11 protein-coding genes are annotated in these 17,665 nt (G+C 34.3%); all 11 read right to left on the bottom strand.

Annotation, left to right across the window (positions count from 1 at the left end):
* Nucleotides 1-186: 186 nt before the first annotated feature.
* The 11 genes from RWM24_RS03600 to RWM24_RS03550 all read right to left on the bottom strand — a co-directional run bounded on the left by RWM24_RS03600 (nucleotide 187) and on the right by RWM24_RS03550 (nucleotide 17,660).
* Nucleotides 187-10,647 (bottom strand): DUF1542 domain-containing protein, encoded by a 10,461-nt coding sequence (locus tag RWM24_RS03600; protein WP_314111641.1) that lies wholly within the window; start codon nucleotides 10,645-10,647, stop codon nucleotides 187-189.
* A 562-nt stretch (nucleotides 10,648-11,209) separates the two neighbouring features.
* The gene (rpmF, locus tag RWM24_RS03595) at nucleotides 11,210-11,389 is read right to left on the bottom strand and encodes a 50S ribosomal protein L32 (RefSeq protein WP_006703042.1); all 180 of its coding nucleotides are present in this window, start codon (nucleotides 11,387-11,389) and stop codon (nucleotides 11,210-11,212) included.
* Between the two features lie 42 nt (nucleotides 11,390-11,431).
* Nucleotides 11,432-11,986, bottom strand: coding sequence for a YceD family protein (locus RWM24_RS03590; protein ID WP_314111637.1), 555 nt, complete (start codon nucleotides 11,984-11,986; stop codon nucleotides 11,432-11,434).
* A gap of 171 nt (nucleotides 11,987-12,157) precedes the next feature.
* Nucleotides 12,158-13,333: a nucleotidyltransferase gene (locus RWM24_RS03585; protein ID WP_314111635.1), complete on the bottom strand. Its 1,176-nt coding sequence runs from the start codon at nucleotides 13,331-13,333 to the stop codon at nucleotides 12,158-12,160.
* Nucleotides 13,334-13,341: 8 nt separating this feature from the next.
* The gene (locus RWM24_RS03580) at nucleotides 13,342-14,097 is read right to left on the bottom strand and encodes a class I SAM-dependent methyltransferase (protein ID WP_314111632.1); all 756 of its coding nucleotides are present in this window, start codon (nucleotides 14,095-14,097) and stop codon (nucleotides 13,342-13,344) included.
* A complete protein-coding gene (gene rsfS / locus RWM24_RS03575; protein ID WP_314111629.1) occupies nucleotides 14,094-14,456 on the bottom strand; it encodes a ribosome silencing factor in 363 nt (120 codons plus the stop codon). The genes RWM24_RS03580 and rsfS overlap by 4 nt, the downstream gene beginning before the upstream one ends.
* Complete coding sequence (gene yqeK / locus RWM24_RS03570) at nucleotides 14,453-15,055, bottom strand: bis(5'-nucleosyl)-tetraphosphatase (symmetrical) YqeK (protein WP_314111626.1); 603 nt, start codon at nucleotides 15,053-15,055, stop codon at nucleotides 14,453-14,455. The genes rsfS and yqeK overlap by 4 nt, the downstream gene beginning before the upstream one ends.
* Nucleotides 15,052-15,678 carry a nicotinate-nucleotide adenylyltransferase gene (locus tag RWM24_RS03565; protein ID WP_314111623.1) on the bottom strand — a complete coding sequence of 209 codons (627 nt, stop codon included), beginning with the start codon at nucleotides 15,676-15,678 and terminating at the stop codon, nucleotides 15,052-15,054. Before RWM24_RS03565 ends, yqeK begins: the two co-directional genes overlap by 4 nt.
* Before the next feature lies 1 nt (nucleotide 15,679).
* Complete coding sequence (gene yhbY, locus RWM24_RS03560; RefSeq protein WP_006703050.1) at nucleotides 15,680-16,006, bottom strand: ribosome assembly RNA-binding protein YhbY; 327 nt, start codon at nucleotides 16,004-16,006, stop codon at nucleotides 15,680-15,682.
* Nucleotides 16,007-16,021: 15 nt separating this feature from the next.
* Complete coding sequence (gene yqeH / locus RWM24_RS03555; protein ID WP_314111620.1) at nucleotides 16,022-17,137, bottom strand: ribosome biogenesis GTPase YqeH; 1,116 nt, start codon at nucleotides 17,135-17,137, stop codon at nucleotides 16,022-16,024.
* Nucleotides 17,130-17,660 carry a YqeG family HAD IIIA-type phosphatase gene (locus tag RWM24_RS03550; protein WP_314111617.1) on the bottom strand — a complete coding sequence of 177 codons (531 nt, stop codon included), beginning with the start codon at nucleotides 17,658-17,660 and terminating at the stop codon, nucleotides 17,130-17,132. Before RWM24_RS03550 ends, yqeH begins: the two co-directional genes overlap by 8 nt.
* Between the last annotated feature and the right edge of the window lie 5 nt (nucleotides 17,661-17,665).

Raw genomic sequence — 17,665 nt, 5'->3', positions numbered from 1 at the left:
TTTTCTTCTCCTTTTCTTCTCACATTGTACACTAGAAAATCATAATCGTCCAATAACCAAGTCTATTGAAAAAAGCTCTCCGCATGCCGGAGAGCTTTTTTCGTACAAGATATTCGTAGCAAGCTAAGTTTATATTTTGAAAATGTACAAACTCTTTTCTCACTTCCTTAATCTCTTGCTTAATGATTATTCATCTTCTTTTTTCTTTGTTGCAAATACGCCTACTCCTGATAATAGAGCCGCAATTGCTGGAAGAACTGTTCCTAATGTAGATGTACCTGTATTAGGAAGTTCTTTTTGTGATGAATCTGTTGAAGCTTTCGCTGTTGAAGATTGAGCAGTTGTTTGATGATCAGCTGTTCTTTCTCCGCTATTGTCGTTTGTTGACAATTTAGCTTTGAACGCTTCGATACGTTTCACCATTGCATCCACTTCTGCTTGAGTCGCTTTTGGATTATTAAATACATCTTTAGCTTCTGCAAGTAAAGTTTGAGCTTCTTTTGCTTGTGCAGCATCTAATTTATCTAATTGAGAAGTGATTAAAGTATCCAAGTTATGAATTTCTGATTCTAATTTAGATTTATCTACTTTAGCATCAGTATTTCCTGCATTACCATCATATTGTGGTACATAAGGACGTTGTTTAAATGCATCATCTCTTGAAATTGCTAATACTTTACCATCTTTTGTTACGATAGTTACATTTCCATCTTTGTTAATGTTAACTGCTAAATCAGTCTTACCATCTTTCGTAACTTTCATATTACCATCTTTGTCGATTGTAATTTTCACTTTAGAATCTTTAGATGTGTAAACTGTATTTCCTTGTTCGTCTGTTTCTTTCGTGAACTCATCAAGATTGAATGCATCTTTAGAATTAATAGCGCCTAACATCATGAATTGGAATTTCGCTTTTTCTTCTGGAGTAATATTAGCAAGGTCTGCTACCTCTACTTTACTCAAGTCGATATCAAGATTATCTCCACCATGTTTAGATTTAGACACAGCTTCTTTATCTTTTACTAGTTGTTCTTTAGAAATTGTTACTGTAGAACCATCTGGCATTGTTACTGTTGCGTTTCCTTTGTCGTCCACTACTACAGTTGCGCCTGGGTTTACTGTTTCAATTGCTTTCTTGACAGCTTCTTTTTCAGCATCTGTTAAGTTTTCTTTATCTCCAACTAATGTACGGAATGCTGGTGTTTTCACTTTAGCATTTGTTGCTTCATCAGCTAATTTTTCAGCTGGGATTACTAAGTCTAAAGCTGGAATATTTAGAACTGTTCCATCACCTTTCGTTACTGTTGCATTTCCTTTTTCATCAACTACTACAGTTGAACCTGGGTTTACTGCTTGAACTTTAGCGATGATTTCATCTTTCTCATCTTTTGTTAACGACTCTGGATCTCCTACTACAGTTTTCGCTGCTGGCGTGTTTGCATCGTTACCACCATTAGGTTTGTTAGCATCATCTTCGACTTTAACTAAGTCTGTTGATGGGATAACTGAAGCATTACCATCTTTCACTACAGTTGCATTTCCTTTATCGTCTACTACTACAGTTGCGCCTGGATTTACTGCTTTAACTTTGTCTTCGATTGCTTTCTTCTCAGCGTCAGTTAATTGTTCTGGATTTGCTACTTTTGTCTTAGAAGCTGGTGTCACTGCATTGTCTTTCGCTTTTCCATCGTTCACATCTTTTTCAGATTTTGTTAAATCTGATGCTGGGATGACTGCTGTATTACCATTTTCTAATGTTACTGTTGCGTTTCCTTTATCGTCTACTACTACAGTTGAACCTGGATTTACTGCTTTAACTTTAGCTGCGATTGCATCTTTCTCATCTTGTGTTAATGAGTCTGGATTTGCTACTTTTGTCTTAGAAGCTGGTTTAACAATTTCATTTCCTGCTTTTGGTGCATTTTCTGCATCTGCATTCTTCGTTAAGTCTGCCGCTGGAATTACCGCTGTCTTACCGTTTTCTAATGTAACTGTTGCGTTTCCTTTGTCATCTACTACAACTTCAGCACCTGGGTTTACTGCTTTAACTTTAGCTGCAATTGTATCTTTCTCATCTTGTGTTAATAAGTCTGGATTTGCTACTACAGTCTTATCTGCTGGTTTAACTACGTCGTTTCCTGCATTTGGCTCTTTAGCTTGTACTTCTGTCTTCGTTAAGTCTGCTGCTGGAATTACCGCTGTCTTACCATCTTTCGTTGTTACTGTTGCATTTCCTTTATCGTCTACTACTACAGTTGAACCTGGATTTACTGATTCTACAGCTTTCTTAACAGCTTCTTTCTCTGCGTCTGTAAGTTGTTCTGGGTTCGCTACTACAGCCTTATCTGCTGGTTTGTTCACATTGTTTCCTGCTTCTGGTTTAGCTGCATCTGATTCTGTTTTCACTAAATCTTTCGCTGGAATTGTTGCTACTGCTCCATCTTTCGTTGTTACTGTTGCATTTCCGTACTTATCAAATACTACTTTAGCTTCTGGATTCACTTCTTGAATTTTCTTAGTGATAGCTTCTTTATCCGCATCTGTTAAAGTATCTGGATCTTTTACAACAACTTTATCAGCTGGTGTATTTACTTTGTTTGTAGCATTTGGTTTAGTTGCATCTTCTGGTGATTTCACTAAATCAGTTGCTGGAATTGTTGCTGATTTACCATCTTTCAGTGTAACTGTTGCATTTCCTTTGTCATCTACGAATACTTCTGCTCCAGGATTTACTGCTTTAACTTTTTCAGCAATTGCTTTTTTATCATCTTCAGTTAATTGATCTTTATCTTTTACTGAAACTTTATCAGCTGGTTTGTTAATATTATTTCCAGCTTTTTCGTTAGCAGCTTCTGCTTCAGTTTTCACTAAATCATCTTTTGGAATAACTACAGTCTTACCATCTTTAGTTGTTACTGTTGCATTACCTTTATCATCTACGAATACAGTTGTTCCATCTGCTGGTGGGTTAACAGCTCTTACTTTAGCTTCGATTTCTTTCTTCTCTTCTGGAGTTAATGAATCTGGATTTTTCACTAAAGTTTTATCCGCTGGTTTCTTCACTGCATCTTGTTTAGCTGGATCTAGTAAATCTGCTTTTGGTTTAACTAAGTCAGATACTGGAATTGTTGCAATATTACCTTCTTTAGTCTTAACTGTAGCATTTCCTTTGTCGTCAAATACTACTTCAGCATCTGGATTTACTTCTTTGATTTTCTTCTCGATTTCTTCAACTTCTTTAGCAGTTAATTTAGCTGGATCTTTCACTAATACTTTATCTGCTGGAGTGTTTACTTTGTTACCAGCATTTGCTGTATTCTTATCAGCTTCTGTCTTCACTAAATCATTTACTGGAATTGTTGCAGTTTGTCCATCTTTCGTTGTAACTGTTGCATTCCCTTTGTCATCTACGAATACTGTTGAGCCTGGGTTAACTGCTGCAACTCTATCTTTGATTGCTTGAATATCTTCAGGAGTTAAGTGTTCTTTATCTGCCACTAATTCTCTATCAGCTGGTTTATTAATTACGTTACCTGCTTTTGGATCAGTTAACACTTCATCTGCAGTTTTCACTAAATCATCCGCTGGAATTACTGCTGTTTTTCCTTCTGGAGTTGTTACAGTCGCATTTCCTTTTTCATCAACTACTACAGTTGCGCCTGGGTTAACTTCTTGAACCTTAGCTTTAATCGCTTCTTTTTCAGGTCCTGTTAAAGCATCTTTAGCTGCAACTACTGTTTGATCGATAGGTTTCTTAATTGCATCTTGTTTAGCGGCATTTTCTAAGTCTTCTTTAGCATTTGATTTCACTAAATCTGAAGCTGGAATTGTTGCTGTAGTCTTAGTGCCATCTGGATTTGTTACAGTTACTGTCGCATTCCCTTTATCATCTACTACTACTGTTGCTCCTGGATTTACAGATTCTACAGCTTTTTGAATAGCATCTTTAACATCTTTTGGTAATGTTGCTTTTGGATCATTCAATACTGCTGGATCTACAAGTGCTTTTTCAGCTGGAGTATTTACTTTATTTCCTGCTGATGGAGTTTCTTTAGCTGCTGGATCTTTCAATAAGTCTTCCACTGAAATTGTTGCTGTCTTACCAGCTGGTGTTGTTACTGTTGCGTTTCCTTTATCATCTACGAATACAGTTGCACCTGGATTTACTGATTCTACAGCTTTTTGAATTTTAGCTTTAACTTCGTCTTTCTTATCTCCAGTTAAATCTGCTGGTGTTGCTGAAACTTTATCTGCCGGTTTGTTAATGTTGTTTCCTGCATTTGCACCTTCAGCTTCTTTTGCAGTTTTTACTAAGTCTGATGCTGGAATTACTTCAGTTTTACCGTCTGGTGTTGTTACTGTTGCATTTCCTTGTTCATCTACAACTACTGTTGTGTTTTCTGGATTTACTTTTGCTACAGCTACTTTAATAGCATCTTTTTCTTCTTGACTTAATTTAGCTGGGTTCTTAACAAGTGTTTTATCAGCTGGTTTCTTAACTGCATCTTGTTTAGCTGGATCTGTTAAGTCATTATTTGTTTTCACTAAGTCTGATGCTGGAATTGTTGCTACAGCTCCGTCTTTTGTTGTTACTGTTGCATTTCCTTTGTCGTCAAACACTACTTTAGCATCTGGATTTACTGCTTTAATTTTCTCAGCAATTTTTTCCTTATCTTCAGTTGTTAATTCAGCTGGATTTGCTACTACTACTTTATCTGCTGGTGTATTTACTTTATTTCCACCATTTACTTCATCTTTAGCAGTTGGAGCTTTTACTAAATCTTCAACAGGAATTGTCGCTGTTTTTCCATCTGGAGTAGATACTGTTGCATTTCCTTTGTCATCAACAAATACTTTCGTTCCTTCTGGATTTACTTTAAGAATTGCTTCTTTAATTTTATCTTTATCAGTTTGCTGTAAATTATCTTTATTAGCAGTTACTTTGTCGGCTGGTTTATTGACATTATTACCTGCTTTAGTATTTTCTGCATCAGCTGCTGTTTTCACTAAATCAGCCACTGGAATTGTTGCTGTTTTACCATCTGGTGTTGTCACTGTTGCATTACCATTTGCATCAACTACTACTGTTGCATCTGGATTTACTGCTTTAACTTTTTCTTCAATCGCTTTTTTAGCAGCTTCATCAATATTTGTTGGGTCTGTTACTAATACTCTATCCGCTGGTTTATTGATGTTATTTCCTGCTTTTGCAGTTTCTTTATCTGTTTCTTTTCTTACTAAGTCAGCTTTAGGAATAACTACAGTTTTACCTTCTGGTGTTGTTACTGTTGCATTTCCTTTATCGTCAACTACTACAGTAGAATCTGGGTTAACTGCTTCAACTGCTGCTTTAATCGCATCTTTAGCCGTTTGAGATAATGTTGCGTCTGCATTATCTACCAACTCTGGATCAACTACGACTTTGTCTGCTGGTTTGTTTACAGCATCTTGTTTCGTTGGATCTGCTAATTCAGTTTTAGCTTTCACTAAATCTGTTGCTGGAATTGTTGCTACAACGCCATCTTTATTTGTTACGGTAGCATTACCATTTGCATCAAATACTACTTCAGCACCTGGGTTTACTTTAAGGATTTCAGCTTTAATCTTTTCTTTATCTGTATCGTTTAATGCAGCTGGGTTTTCTACTACTACTCTATCTGCTGGAGTATTTACTTGATTTCCACCACTTACATTTTCTTTATCAGATGAAGTTTTCACTAAATCAGCTACTGGAATTGTTGCTGTTTTTCCTTCTGGTGTTGTTACAGTCGCATTTCCTTTATCGTCAACGACAACTGTTGAACCTGGGTTTACTGCTTCAACTGCTGCTTTAATTCTAGCAAGTTCAGGCTCTGTTAATTCAGCTTTATCTGCTACTTGAACTCTATCTGCTGGGTTATTGATATTATTACCAGCTTTTGCAGTTGATGTTTCGTTTGGTTTTTTAATTAAATCATCTGCATCGATTACTGCTGTTTTTCCTTCTGGTGTTGTTACAATTGCATTTCCTTTATCATCTACAACTACAACTGCACCTGGGTTTACTGCTTCAACTTTTGCCTTAATCGCGTCTTTTACTTTAGTACGTTCTTCTGGGCTTAATGTTGCCATATCAGCTACAACAGTTTGAGCATTCGGTTTATTGATATCATCTCCACCGTTTACTTTACTTGCATCTTCTGGTGTTTTAAATAAGTCTGCAGCTGGAATTGTTGCAATTGTACCATCTTTAAGAACTACTGTTGCATTTCCTTCAGAGTCATATTTAACTGTCGCATCTGCACCATTTAATTTTTTCAGTTTTGCAGTTGCTTTTTCTTGATCAGCTGAATTTGTTGCATTACCCACTACTTTATCTGCTGGTTTAAGAATTCCTGCATTACCCGAACCATCTTTTCCTGCATCAGCTAATGTACGTACTAATTCTTTAGCTGGGAAACCTGCTGTATGTCCATCTGATGTTGAAACTGTTACTGTTCCTGCAGCATCAATTGATACTACAGCATTAGGGTTAACATCACGAACTGCTTTTTTGATTTTTTCTTTATCTTCAGGAGTTAACTCATCAGGGTTATTAACAATTACTTTATCTGTTGGACGGTTAATATTATTTCCTCCACCAGCTGTTTCTAAAGCACTCGCATCTTTTGTTAAGTCAACTTGTTTTAATGGTTCTGTTTTACCATTTGGTAATGTAACACTAGCACTTCCATCTTGATTTACAGTTACAGTTGCGCCTGGGTTTACTGCTTCAATAGCTTTTTTAAGTTTCTCTTGTTCTTCAGCATCTAGATTTGTTGGATTTTTCGCAACTAATTTATTTCCTGGTAAACGTGCAGAGTTAATAGCAGCAATTGCTGTTTCAGCTGCTTTTTTAGCTTTATCAACATTGGCATTTTTCTTAGCACCATTAATCGCTTCTTCTGATGCCTTTTTAATTTCATCTACTTCATCTTGAAGTTTTTTCTTAGCTTCTGATGATAATGCGGTATCGTCTTGGATTGATTGCTTTTTAGCTTCTGCAGCGTTTGTCACAGCTGTATTTGCTTCTGGTTTTTTCGCTGGATCTTTTGCTAAAGCTGTAATAGCCGCTGCTCCATCAGTACCTGCTGTATTGATTTCACCTTGAACTGTTCCAGCTTCTGCTTCTGTATCTGCATTATTTTTCTTAGCATTAATTTCAGCTTTTTTAGTAGCTGCAATTTCCTTAGCTTTATCTTTAACTTCTTTTTTCTCTTCATCAGTTAAGTCAGTACGAGCATCGATTTCTTTTTCTTTTTCTTTTAATGCTTCATCGATTTTATCTAATGCTGCTTGTTTACCGATTGGATTAATTTTACCGATTGCAGTCGTACCATCAGCTTTTCCAGTATCAACTGCTGTTTGTGCTGTTGTTGCTTCTGCTGGAGTTGGTGCAGTATCTGGTTGTTCATTAATTTTAGCAATTGCTTTATCTGCTTCTACTTTAGCAGCTGCTTTTGCATCTTCTTTTTCTTTTTGAGTTAAATCTTCACGCTCATCAAGTGCATCATTTTTAGCTTTTAATGCATCTGTAACAGCTTGTTTAGCAGCTTCTTTCGCTACTGGGTTTACTTTTGATACTGCAGTATTCCCATCATTTTTAGCTGTTTCAATTGCTCCATTATTTGTAGCTTCATCAATTTTACCTAATGCTGCTGTTTTATCTTCATTTACTTTAGCAATAGCTTTTTCTTTTTCAGCTGGTGTTAATGCAGTATTATTATTAATCGCTGTAATTTGGTCAGTTGCTTTGTTATTTACTGCATCAATAGCTGGTTGTTTATCTAATTTTACAACTTTATCTACTGGGATTGTATCTTTAGAACCATCTTTATAAGTTACTTCTAAGTTATCTCCTTTTTGAACAAGTGTATCAACTACTTTTGCAGCAGCAGCTTTGTCTACTGCTGTTCCTTTTTTATCCGCTAAGTTTTTATCTTCATTTTTCTTAGAGTATTCTAAAGGAATGTTCTCTTTAATTTTAGCTAACTCATCTGCTGGGATATTAGTTGTATCAGATACTACAATTTTGTTAGCTTCATCTAATTCTTTAATATCATATTTCTTTGTTTGAGATTTTAATACAATTGTAAATGCACCTGGGTCTGTTGCGTATGAAGAACCAGTAGCGTTATTTACTATTTCTCGTCCATCTGTATCTGTTGCTGTTGCGTAACGAGTGACTAAACGATATTCATCATTATCTCCTTTAGGGAATTTATCCGCTTTAAGACCTGGTGTTTCTTTCGTTACTAATCCACGAATTTTAACAATTGCAGGATTTTCAGCTGTCGCTGGAGTCTCCGCAGAAATCTTTTCTTCTGTCATGTCAAACTCATTATTTAAAAGATTAGGATTATCCTCATTTATTACTTTTAACGGTTGATTTCCTCCACCGTTAACAACAGCTGAGGCAATTTTCCCTGAGTCATCTGTATATTTAATATCAATATTAACATCTTCATTTGCATATACATATACATCTTTCTTACCATCTACAGAGTAAGGGATTTTTACTTCTGGAGCATTGTTTACACGAACTAATTCTGATAAAGGTTTTTTATCTTTTGAACCATCGGCGTATGTTACAACTACATTATCATCAGCATCTCTAGTAATTGATTGAATACGTGAAGGTTGTTCTTGTACATCCACTAATGTACCTTTTTTATCCGCTAAACGCTCATCTGGGTTATTTTGAGAATATTCTAATTTAATTTTCTCTTTAACTCTTGCAAATTCAGCATCTGTTACATTTGAAGCATCTGTTACTGCTACTTTATCTGCTTCTGCTGGAGTTTGAATATCGTATTTTAAAGTTTGAGGTTTAAGGATTACATTAACTGCAGTTGGGTCAGTAGCATCTCTACCATTGCCTCGTGCGTCTGCACCATCTTTATCAACAGCTTTCACAAAACGCCATCCTAATGGAGTTCCTCCATTTTGAATCGCAGCTTCAAATCTTTCTTTTGTAAAATTCCCTTCAGGTGCTGGCGTTCCAGTGTATGTAATTACTGTTGGATTTTCTTCTGTTGCAGGTGTTTCAGAAGTGTATTTATTTGCAGTGAATCCATATTCTGTATTTTGCTTAGTTGCATCTCCTGCTACATCTTTAAACTCTTGGTTACTTCCTCTTCTTAACTCAGCACTTGCAAGTTTGCCACTATCATCTTTGATTTTAATATCAAATGTATTAACTTCTGATGCGTAAACATATACTTCTTTTTTATTTGGTGCTGGGTCAGAATATTTAATTTCTACAGTTGGTTTCTCATTTGTACGTACAACACTTGAAATTGTTGCTGTATCTGTAGAATCATCGTTGTATGTTACAGTAATATTTTGTCCATCTACTTCAATATTTTTAACAACATCAGCTTTATTCTCTAATGCAATACCTTTTTTAGAAGTTAATCTTGCATCAGTACTTGTTTTAGAATATTCGATATTAATTTGGTCTTTAATTTTTTGAATATCTGCTGCAGTTAAGTTGTTAATATCAGCTACACCAATTTTATCTCCATTTAATTCTGGCTGTTGGATGCTGTATTTGTATGTTTGAGATTTAACAACTAAATTAAAATAACCAGGTTGATTTGAGCCATTACTAGGTGCCTCTACCTTTCCTCCTGAAGTATCTGTGATTACTAAATATCTAGCTCCTAAAACCGAATTTTGATCCTCACGTCTGTTGGTAGGAGTAAGACCTAAAAATCTCTCATTAGTCTTACCAGTAATATTCATCGTTACTGGACCAGCTGTTTCAGTTACAGTTTGTGTATAACTCCATCCAAATCCATCAATTTGAACAGCGCTATCTTTAGTTGCTTCATCAAGAGGTCTGTTACCTCCACCTCTAACTTTTACTGAACTAATATTACCAGCTGTTGAATTTACAGTGATACCAACATTTGTATCTTCTTGGTTATAAAGATAAATTTCTTTATTAGCATCATCAGAAAACTCCATAGTGTAACTAATGTTCCCTACTTTGTTTGTTGTTGCTTCATGCGTCGCAGCAGTTGCTTCTGTTCTAAACGCATTCTCCTTATCCAGCTCTTTCCCATTACGTGGATCTTTAGACCCTGTATTTTCGATTGAGTTAGAATCAGATTTCTTTTCTGTGTTTTCTGCTTTTTTACCGACAGTTTCTTTCCCATTAGTAGTGTCTATTGCTGGAGTTTCTTTTTTCTCTGTTGGTTTAGATTTTAATTTTGAACTTACAGTTGTTGCTAAACTATTGTAAGCAGCATTTAATTCTTTTTGTGAAGTTGCATTTACTACAGTTGTTTTAGCTGATTCGACTGAAGATTTTAATACAGATAAACTTTCTTCTGTTTTATCATTGTATTTTCCATCTGATAATTTAGTTTCAATTTCAGCAATTAAACGAATTAAAGCTGACTTATCTAAAGTTTCAGATTTTTGCTCTTCTTTTGGAGTCACTACTTCCCCTGTTTTAGGTTCAGTTCCTTCTACTACTCCTTCTTGTGCAGCATATACTGCGCCATTTCCCATAAACATTAAGTACGTTGCAATGGCTACTGATGCAGCACCAAAACTATACTTACGAATTGAAAATCGTTGAATTCGATTAAATTCATTATTTTGATTCTTTTTCTTCATTATAATCTCCTCTTCTTTTTTATTTCCATTTTATCTGGCTAATATAAATTAACATATTTGATATAAAAATTCAAGAAATGCAACTTTTAATTTCACAATAAATAAACTTTATTTTTATATATTTTTCTTTATATTTAAAGCAATTTCAGCATTCTAAAAATATAAAAATTCACAATCAACTCTTCTTATTTATATAATTTTTCCTATTTTCATCATTTTAATTCTACTAGGTGCACGCTTTCATTACTGTTAAATTAATTAAATAGAAAATACCTAAAATTAATAAGGATTTTTTTCACAAAACTTAACACTATTTCCCATTTTTGTTTTGTACACTTTTGCTGAAAATGTCCATTTTTAAACATTGTGGTTATACTAAATTATAGAAATCCATTTAGATTGAAAAAAGAATTTATTAACAATAGTTATCACAAAAAAGATTCCCTACAAACTTCACCAACAAAAGCTATAAGGAATCCTTATCAATTTAATTTATCAATTTGATGCAAGAACTAATGCAAATAAAAAAACCCACACAAAAGTGTAGGCTTGATTGTTAATATTATGCTTCTTGAGAAACAACTTCTTTTCCATCGTATTGTCCACATGATGGGCAAACATGGTGGCTTTTTCTTAATGAACCACAGTTAGGGCATGCGTTTAACCCTGGTACTTCTAATTTGAAGTGAGTACGACGTTTAGCTTTTCTAGCTTTTGATGTTTTACGTTTTGGTACTGCCATTTTGTACACCTCCTAATCAATCTTCTTTACATAAAATGCTTTTTACTTTTCAGTCTCATCGGAATCGAAGAAAGACTGTAGAGCCGCTAACCTTGGATCAATTTGTTGTTCTTTTGCGACTGTACGTCTCAAAGCCAACTCATCTTGAGAAATGACTTCCCAATCTTGACCACTTGGCATTCGGTCTTCACTCAATTCCTCTGGCGATAAGACTTGTAAAGGAATTGAAAGTAAAATATGATCTTCCACAGCAGGTTGTAAATCTATCCAATCAGTTTCTAACGGAATTACAATTTCTGTTAATTCCTGTTCTTCAAATGAAGTTCCTTTTGGAATATATCGTTCAACAATTTCTATTGACAATGGCACAACCACTGGCTCTAGAGACCTGGATGAAGGAAGTGTGATATCGACAACACATGTAAATTGCGCAATAACTGTTTCATTTTGATAGACAAGAAAACCTTTTGCTACAGCAGGAGAAACTGCTATTATCGTATCATCACGACTCTTTAAGTTATCTTCTACTCGCATTTCTTCATCAAAATAAACAGGCATTCCTTGAGAATTTTCAAGTTGTTTTAATGATATTTTCACATTTTTCACCCCTAAAGCAACATAGAGAATTATACTAAGGAATCTCTTGTTTGTCAATGTTTTCTACTTGACAATTGTATATTTCTCCATCATTTTATTTTATAAGCTGATTCTACAGATTTCTGACTCAGATTGCAATCATTTTTCAAAAACTAGTTTTTCATTTATCAACTATTTCATTACAGGTTTCATCTGCCGAGCAGAATGATACCCAGATGGATTCATTATATCATAAATGTTATCAAATTTCTTTTGTAATTCCAACGAAGGATGAGCATAATTTGTAATAAATACTGTTTCTTCTTCTCGTAAAGTTTTTAAATATTTTCTTCCTATTTCGTTAAATCCTAAAACAGTCACTTGTTTTGGCTCCCGAATACTTTCAAAATGTTGTTTTACTTGTTCTTTCGTAATCCCTAATAACACACAGATGCATAAGCGTTGTAATCTTGCCCAAGTCCATCGTTTATTTTTCAATAATTGAATGAATTCATTAAAAGAATTAGCCTGATGTATGAATTTTTTGAAACGATATTCAATCCCTTCATCCATTTGATAAATCATTCTTAATTCTTCCACACTACTTCGTTCTAATTGGTATTTCAACAAAGTCCAATACAGTTCCCATTCATTACGATATTCATTTGAAGAAACTTCTGTTAAATAAGGTAATTGAGAATACAACTGGTGATTTCTATCAACCTTTAATAATTGTCTTCGTAATGCAGTTCCACTAGCGAACTGTTTATCTTGGATTTTCGCATCTAAATGACCATTTCCTTTTCGTTCAACCATTAAAAATTTCATTGGTAAATTTCTCGTTAAAATTTCTTTTACATAAGCAAAACCTAATTGTTGATTCGGTTGTTGCATTAATCGATAGAGTGGACTATTTTCTCCAAATATTTCCTTTGAAATCAACGAAAGTCGATTTGCATAAGTGAGAGATTTTATCTCGTCATTTGTGACGTGTTCTTTGATTTGTGTTTGTAAGGTAATCCATTCCTCAAATGCTAATTGATAATCAATCGTTTTATCTTCTACTCCAAAAGCAATTTCCCGGCATTTAGCAGCATGCAAAATACCAACGCCTCCAGCAGCAAACCAATCTGTGGCTTGCGTGCTTGAAAGTGTTGGTAATTCTAATATTAGATCGGCTCCATTTTCTAGAGCCATTTTTGCACGATGCCATTTATTTTCAATCGACGGTTCGCCTCTTTGAACGAAATTCCCGCTCATCGCAACAACAATGACATCTGCATCTGTTTGCCTTCTAATTTGTTCGATTTGATAATGGTGACCTTGATGAAATGGATTATATTCTGCAATAATTCCACAAGCTTTCATTTAATTCCTCATTTCAATGCAATAAAAAACCAACGTGGTGAAGTCTCTTCAACTTCTGACTCACCAAAATCAGATTTTACCCATACTTTTTTAAACCCTACCATTTCAAGAGCTTCTTGATACCATTCCATAGGGAAAGTTTGTTCCACATGCACTTCTTGAAAATGCTCAAATAAGGCTTTACTCGTTTGAGATTCGTCACGGACAAACATATCAATGACATGTTCCACACTTCCAGGTTCGTCTAATTCATAACTTTGCCATAAAAATGCTAAATTTTCACTTGTATAATGATATTGATATCCTGGAAATACTTCTTGCATTTGATAGAGAGAATGCACATCAAATAAAAACAAACCATCCTCTTCTAAATGCTCATAAACAGTTTTAAAGACTTTAATAGTATCTTCAAACTCCGTTAAATAACAAAGTGAATCAGAATATAATGTAACGGCATCATATGTCTCTAATCCATCTAAATCACGCATATCTTTTTGAACCCAATCAATACTTGGGTACTCTTGTTGATATTTTTCTTTGGCAATATCTAACATTTCGTCTGATAAATCCACACCAGTCACTTGATAGCCTGCCTCTGTTAGGAGCGAAGATACTTCACCCGTCCCACAAGCTAATTCCATGACTTTTTGAATATTTCTACTCGTATACGCTTTAAAAGAATCTTTTGTAAAATTCACCCATAATTGGTATTGTTCATGATCCATTACTTCATCATATACATGTGCAAAGGTTTGATAGGTCATTCTTTTTCACTCACAATATTAACGATTGGTGCGTCATTCCATAATTTTTCTAAATTATAATATTCACGGTCTTCATAGTAAAATACATGTACAATGACATCATTTAAGTCCATTAAAATCCAACGTGCGTTGTCTTTTCCTTCGATACTTTTCACTTCAAAGCCTTCTTTATGTACTTCTTCTTCAATTGCATCGACAATTGCTTGTACTTGTTTTTCATTTTTCCCATGAGTAATAACAAAGTAATCTGCTACAGGTGTTAAGTGTCCCACTTCTAGTGCAACGATTTCTTGTGCTAATTTATCATCTGCTGCTCTTAATACTACATCTAATAATTGTTTACTACGATTTTCTGTCATACGTTTCCTCTTTCTATTACTAAATAATTATATACTTCTAATGTTCCAGGATAAATATATACTTCTTTTTCAATTAAATAGTGTAAAGTATGTCTGACTAAATATCGAACTGCTTCATCAATATTATGATGCGCAATCACTCTTGCTTCCTCTACTCCTGGATAATTTCTTCCATCTTCAATCGCATCTGCTACAAATAAACATTTGGATAACAGAGTCATTTTAGTTCCACCAATCGTATGTTCACGAATAGCGTCTAAAATTTCTTCATCTTGAATTTCTAATTCATCTTTTAAAATTTCAGCACCTACTGGTCCATGTAAAATTTCAGAAGATTGATTTTTTAGTTGATCTGACAACTGTTTTTTGACCACTAATTCTTGTAATTCTTCTAAGGGTCTTTCTTTTGCATAATCATGAATTAATGCTGCTAAAGAAGCTTTTGTAACATCTGCTCCATATAATGTTGCTAATTCAATGATTTTCTTTTCCACTCTTAAACAATGATCAAATCTTCTTTGACTCATTTGAGAGCGAACTTGATGTAAAATTTTTTCACGACTCAAAGAAGAATATGGAGAAAAATCTAAACCTGTCATTCTTGATACAGTCCTTTCTCAAAAATATATTCTTCTACACTTTCTGGAACAAGGTAACGAATACTTTGTCCCCATAACACATTTTTACGAATTTGTGTTGAACTAATTTCCATTTGAGGCGCTTCAATCCATAATACTGGATATGGAGTTTCTTTTGGATAACCTGGACGACAAACTCCAACAAATTGAACTTCATGAACTAACTCATCAATACGATGCCAAGTTGGTAAATAATCTACCATATCGCCACCAATAATAAAGTAATAGTCCACATCCGGATTCTTTTCTTTTAAGAGGTGAATCGTATCAAAACTATAACTTTTTTCTGGTCTTTCTAATTCAATCGTTTCAAGTTCAAAATGATAATTATCTCGTATCGCTAATTGCGTCATTTCTACTCGATAATTGGCATCTATCGTCTTCTTTTCATCTACATGAGGTGGAATATGGCTCGGCATAAAATAGATTTTATCTAAATTCAATTGAACTCTAGCTTGCTCTGCCATAATTAAATGTGCTACATGAGGAGGATTAAAACTTCCTCCTAAAATTCCAACACGCTTTTGTTTTCCACTAAAATCATTTTGTTTTACTTTTGGACAAAGCTTGATGGATTGCATCATATTATCGCCCTCTTTTTACAAATTCTGCAAATCGAATCGAAATATCACGATTTTTTGGGTTTCTAGCTTGTTTATATAATACAATTGTATGTCCAATCACTTGAATAATCGTGCTACCTGTTTGTTCTGCTAATACTTCAGCAGCTTCTTGAGGTTCTTCCATTGTATTTTGTAATAAACTCACTTTAATTAGTTCACGTTTTTCAATCGCAAATTGGATTTGTTGAATCATTTCTTCACTTAAACCGCCTTTTCCAATTTGAAAAATCGGTTTAATACTATGTGCTTCTTTTTTGAAAAATTGTCTTTCTTTTCCTTTTAATTCCAATCCAATCCCTCCTTCTTATATGATCGATGGACGTTTAATGACGTCTACTTCTTTCGGACTCCAAACTTCAATCGTCCCTGGTTTTTGAATCGTTACCCATCCTAAACCTGCAATCACAATATCTGATTTTTCTTTTACTGAAAAGACTGTCTTCTGTAGTGCTGGATATTGTTTAACATTATCTCCGGTAGGAGGTGTTAAAATCGTTCCATTGTGTCTTGCATAAAACTCATCTGCTTTTTCTAATTTTGTACGATGTAATTCAATCGTTTGTGGAGTATAAAATGTTAAGGAATTTCTTTCTCCTTTTGTATAATCCACTCGTACAAGTCCACCAATAAAAATCGTTTGTTCTGCATTTAATTGGAAAGTTTTTGGTTGTAATTCCTTTTGAGGTAATACTTTTTTCACTTCTTTTTCTGCTAAATAGTGTGCTATTTGATGACGGTGAATAATCCCTGGAGTATCAATTAAGCTTGATTCTTCATCAAATGGAATATCAATTTGTCCTAATGTAGTTCCTGGGAATTGAGAAGTCGTAATCACATCTTTTGTTCCGCCGATGCTTTGAATTAATTTATTAATTAAAGTAGATTTACCTACATTGGTTACCCCTACTACATACGCATCTTTCCCTTGACGGTATTCATTTATTTTATCCAATAATTCATCGATTTGAATGCGTTTATTCGCACTTACTAAAATCGTATCGACTGGACGAATGCCATATTCTTTTGCAAAACGCTCAATCCAGTTTTTCAAACGATTACGATTCACTGATTTTGGATATAGATCCACTTTATTAGCAACAAATAATACTGGATTATCTCCAATAAAACGTTTCAAGCTCGAAATCATACTGCCATATAAGTCAAATAAATCGACCACATAAACAACTAGTGCATCTTCTTCGGCAATCGAAGATAACATTTTTAAGAAATCATCATCACTTAAAGAAGCAGGTTGTAATTCATTATAATTTCTAAGTCTAAAACAACGTTGACAATATACGGGTTCTTCTTTTTCTAACATTTTTGTCAACACACTTGTTGGAGTATAGCCGATTTCTTCATGATTTTCTGTTTGAATCGTTGCGCCACATCCCATACAAAAGTAGTGGTTTTCAGTCATAGATTTTCTCCTCCCATTTCTCTGAGTAATTTTTTCCGTATATCATAGTTAAGATTAAATTTTCAAAAAATCGATTGATTCTTGTTTTCTTAGCATCTGATAACTTTAAAGGTTTTACAAGTATTGTTTGAATACCAAACGTTCCTGCTCCTAAAATATCTGTCAATAATTGGTCTCCAATCATCACAATTTCATCTTTTGTTGCAGTCGTTTGCTTCAACGCTTCTTTGAATCCTTTATGCAGTGGTTTTAATCCTGGAAAAACATACGGAACTCCTAATTGTTCAGCCACTCTTTCAATACGATTTTTACGATTATTAGATACTAATATAATTTGAATCTGGTTGTCTTTTAATTGTTGAACCCATACTTGTAAAGCTTCATTTGTATCTAATTCATCCCACTCCACTAATGTATTATCAATATCTGCAAAAATTGTTTTAATCGATTGTTTTTTTAAAAACTCAATGGAAATGGATAAATAATCTTTGATAAACCACGTTGGTGTTAGTTTAATGGACATATTTC

Origin of the sequence: uncultured Granulicatella sp. (assembly GCF_963516875.1) — a bacterium.
Taxonomy (GTDB): domain Bacteria; phylum Bacillota; class Bacilli; order Lactobacillales; family Aerococcaceae; genus Granulicatella.
The sequence above is the reverse complement of the archived record's forward strand: the minus strand, read 5'-3'. Positions and strand labels throughout refer to the sequence as shown.

What these genes read in the sequence shown, in the direction of transcription:
- yqeH (WP_314111620.1), bottom strand. Translation starts at nt 17,137, where the DNA reads ATGACTGAAAACCACTACTTTTGTATGGGATGTGGCGCAACGATTCAA.
- RWM24_RS03600 (WP_314111641.1), bottom strand. Translation starts at nt 10,647, where the DNA reads ATGAAGAAAAAGAATCAAAATAATGAATTTAATCGAATTCAACGATTT.
- RWM24_RS03580 (WP_314111632.1), bottom strand. Translation starts at nt 14,097, where the DNA reads ATGACCTATCAAACCTTTGCACATGTATATGATGAAGTAATGGATCAT.
- RWM24_RS03585 (WP_314111635.1), bottom strand. Translation starts at nt 13,333, where the DNA reads ATGAAAGCTTGTGGAATTATTGCAGAATATAATCCATTTCATCAAGGT.
- yqeK (WP_314111626.1), bottom strand. Translation starts at nt 15,055, where the DNA reads ATGACAGGTTTAGATTTTTCTCCATATTCTTCTTTGAGTCGTGAAAAA.
- RWM24_RS03565 (WP_314111623.1), bottom strand. Translation starts at nt 15,678, where the DNA reads ATGATGCAATCCATCAAGCTTTGTCCAAAAGTAAAACAAAATGATTTT.
- rsfS (WP_314111629.1), bottom strand. Translation starts at nt 14,456, where the DNA reads ATGACAGAAAATCGTAGTAAACAATTATTAGATGTAGTATTAAGAGCA.
- RWM24_RS03550 (WP_314111617.1), bottom strand. Translation starts at nt 17,660, where the DNA reads ATGTCCATTAAACTAACACCAACGTGGTTTATCAAAGATTATTTATCC.
- rpmF (WP_006703042.1), bottom strand. Translation starts at nt 11,389, where the DNA reads ATGGCAGTACCAAAACGTAAAACATCAAAAGCTAGAAAAGCTAAACGT.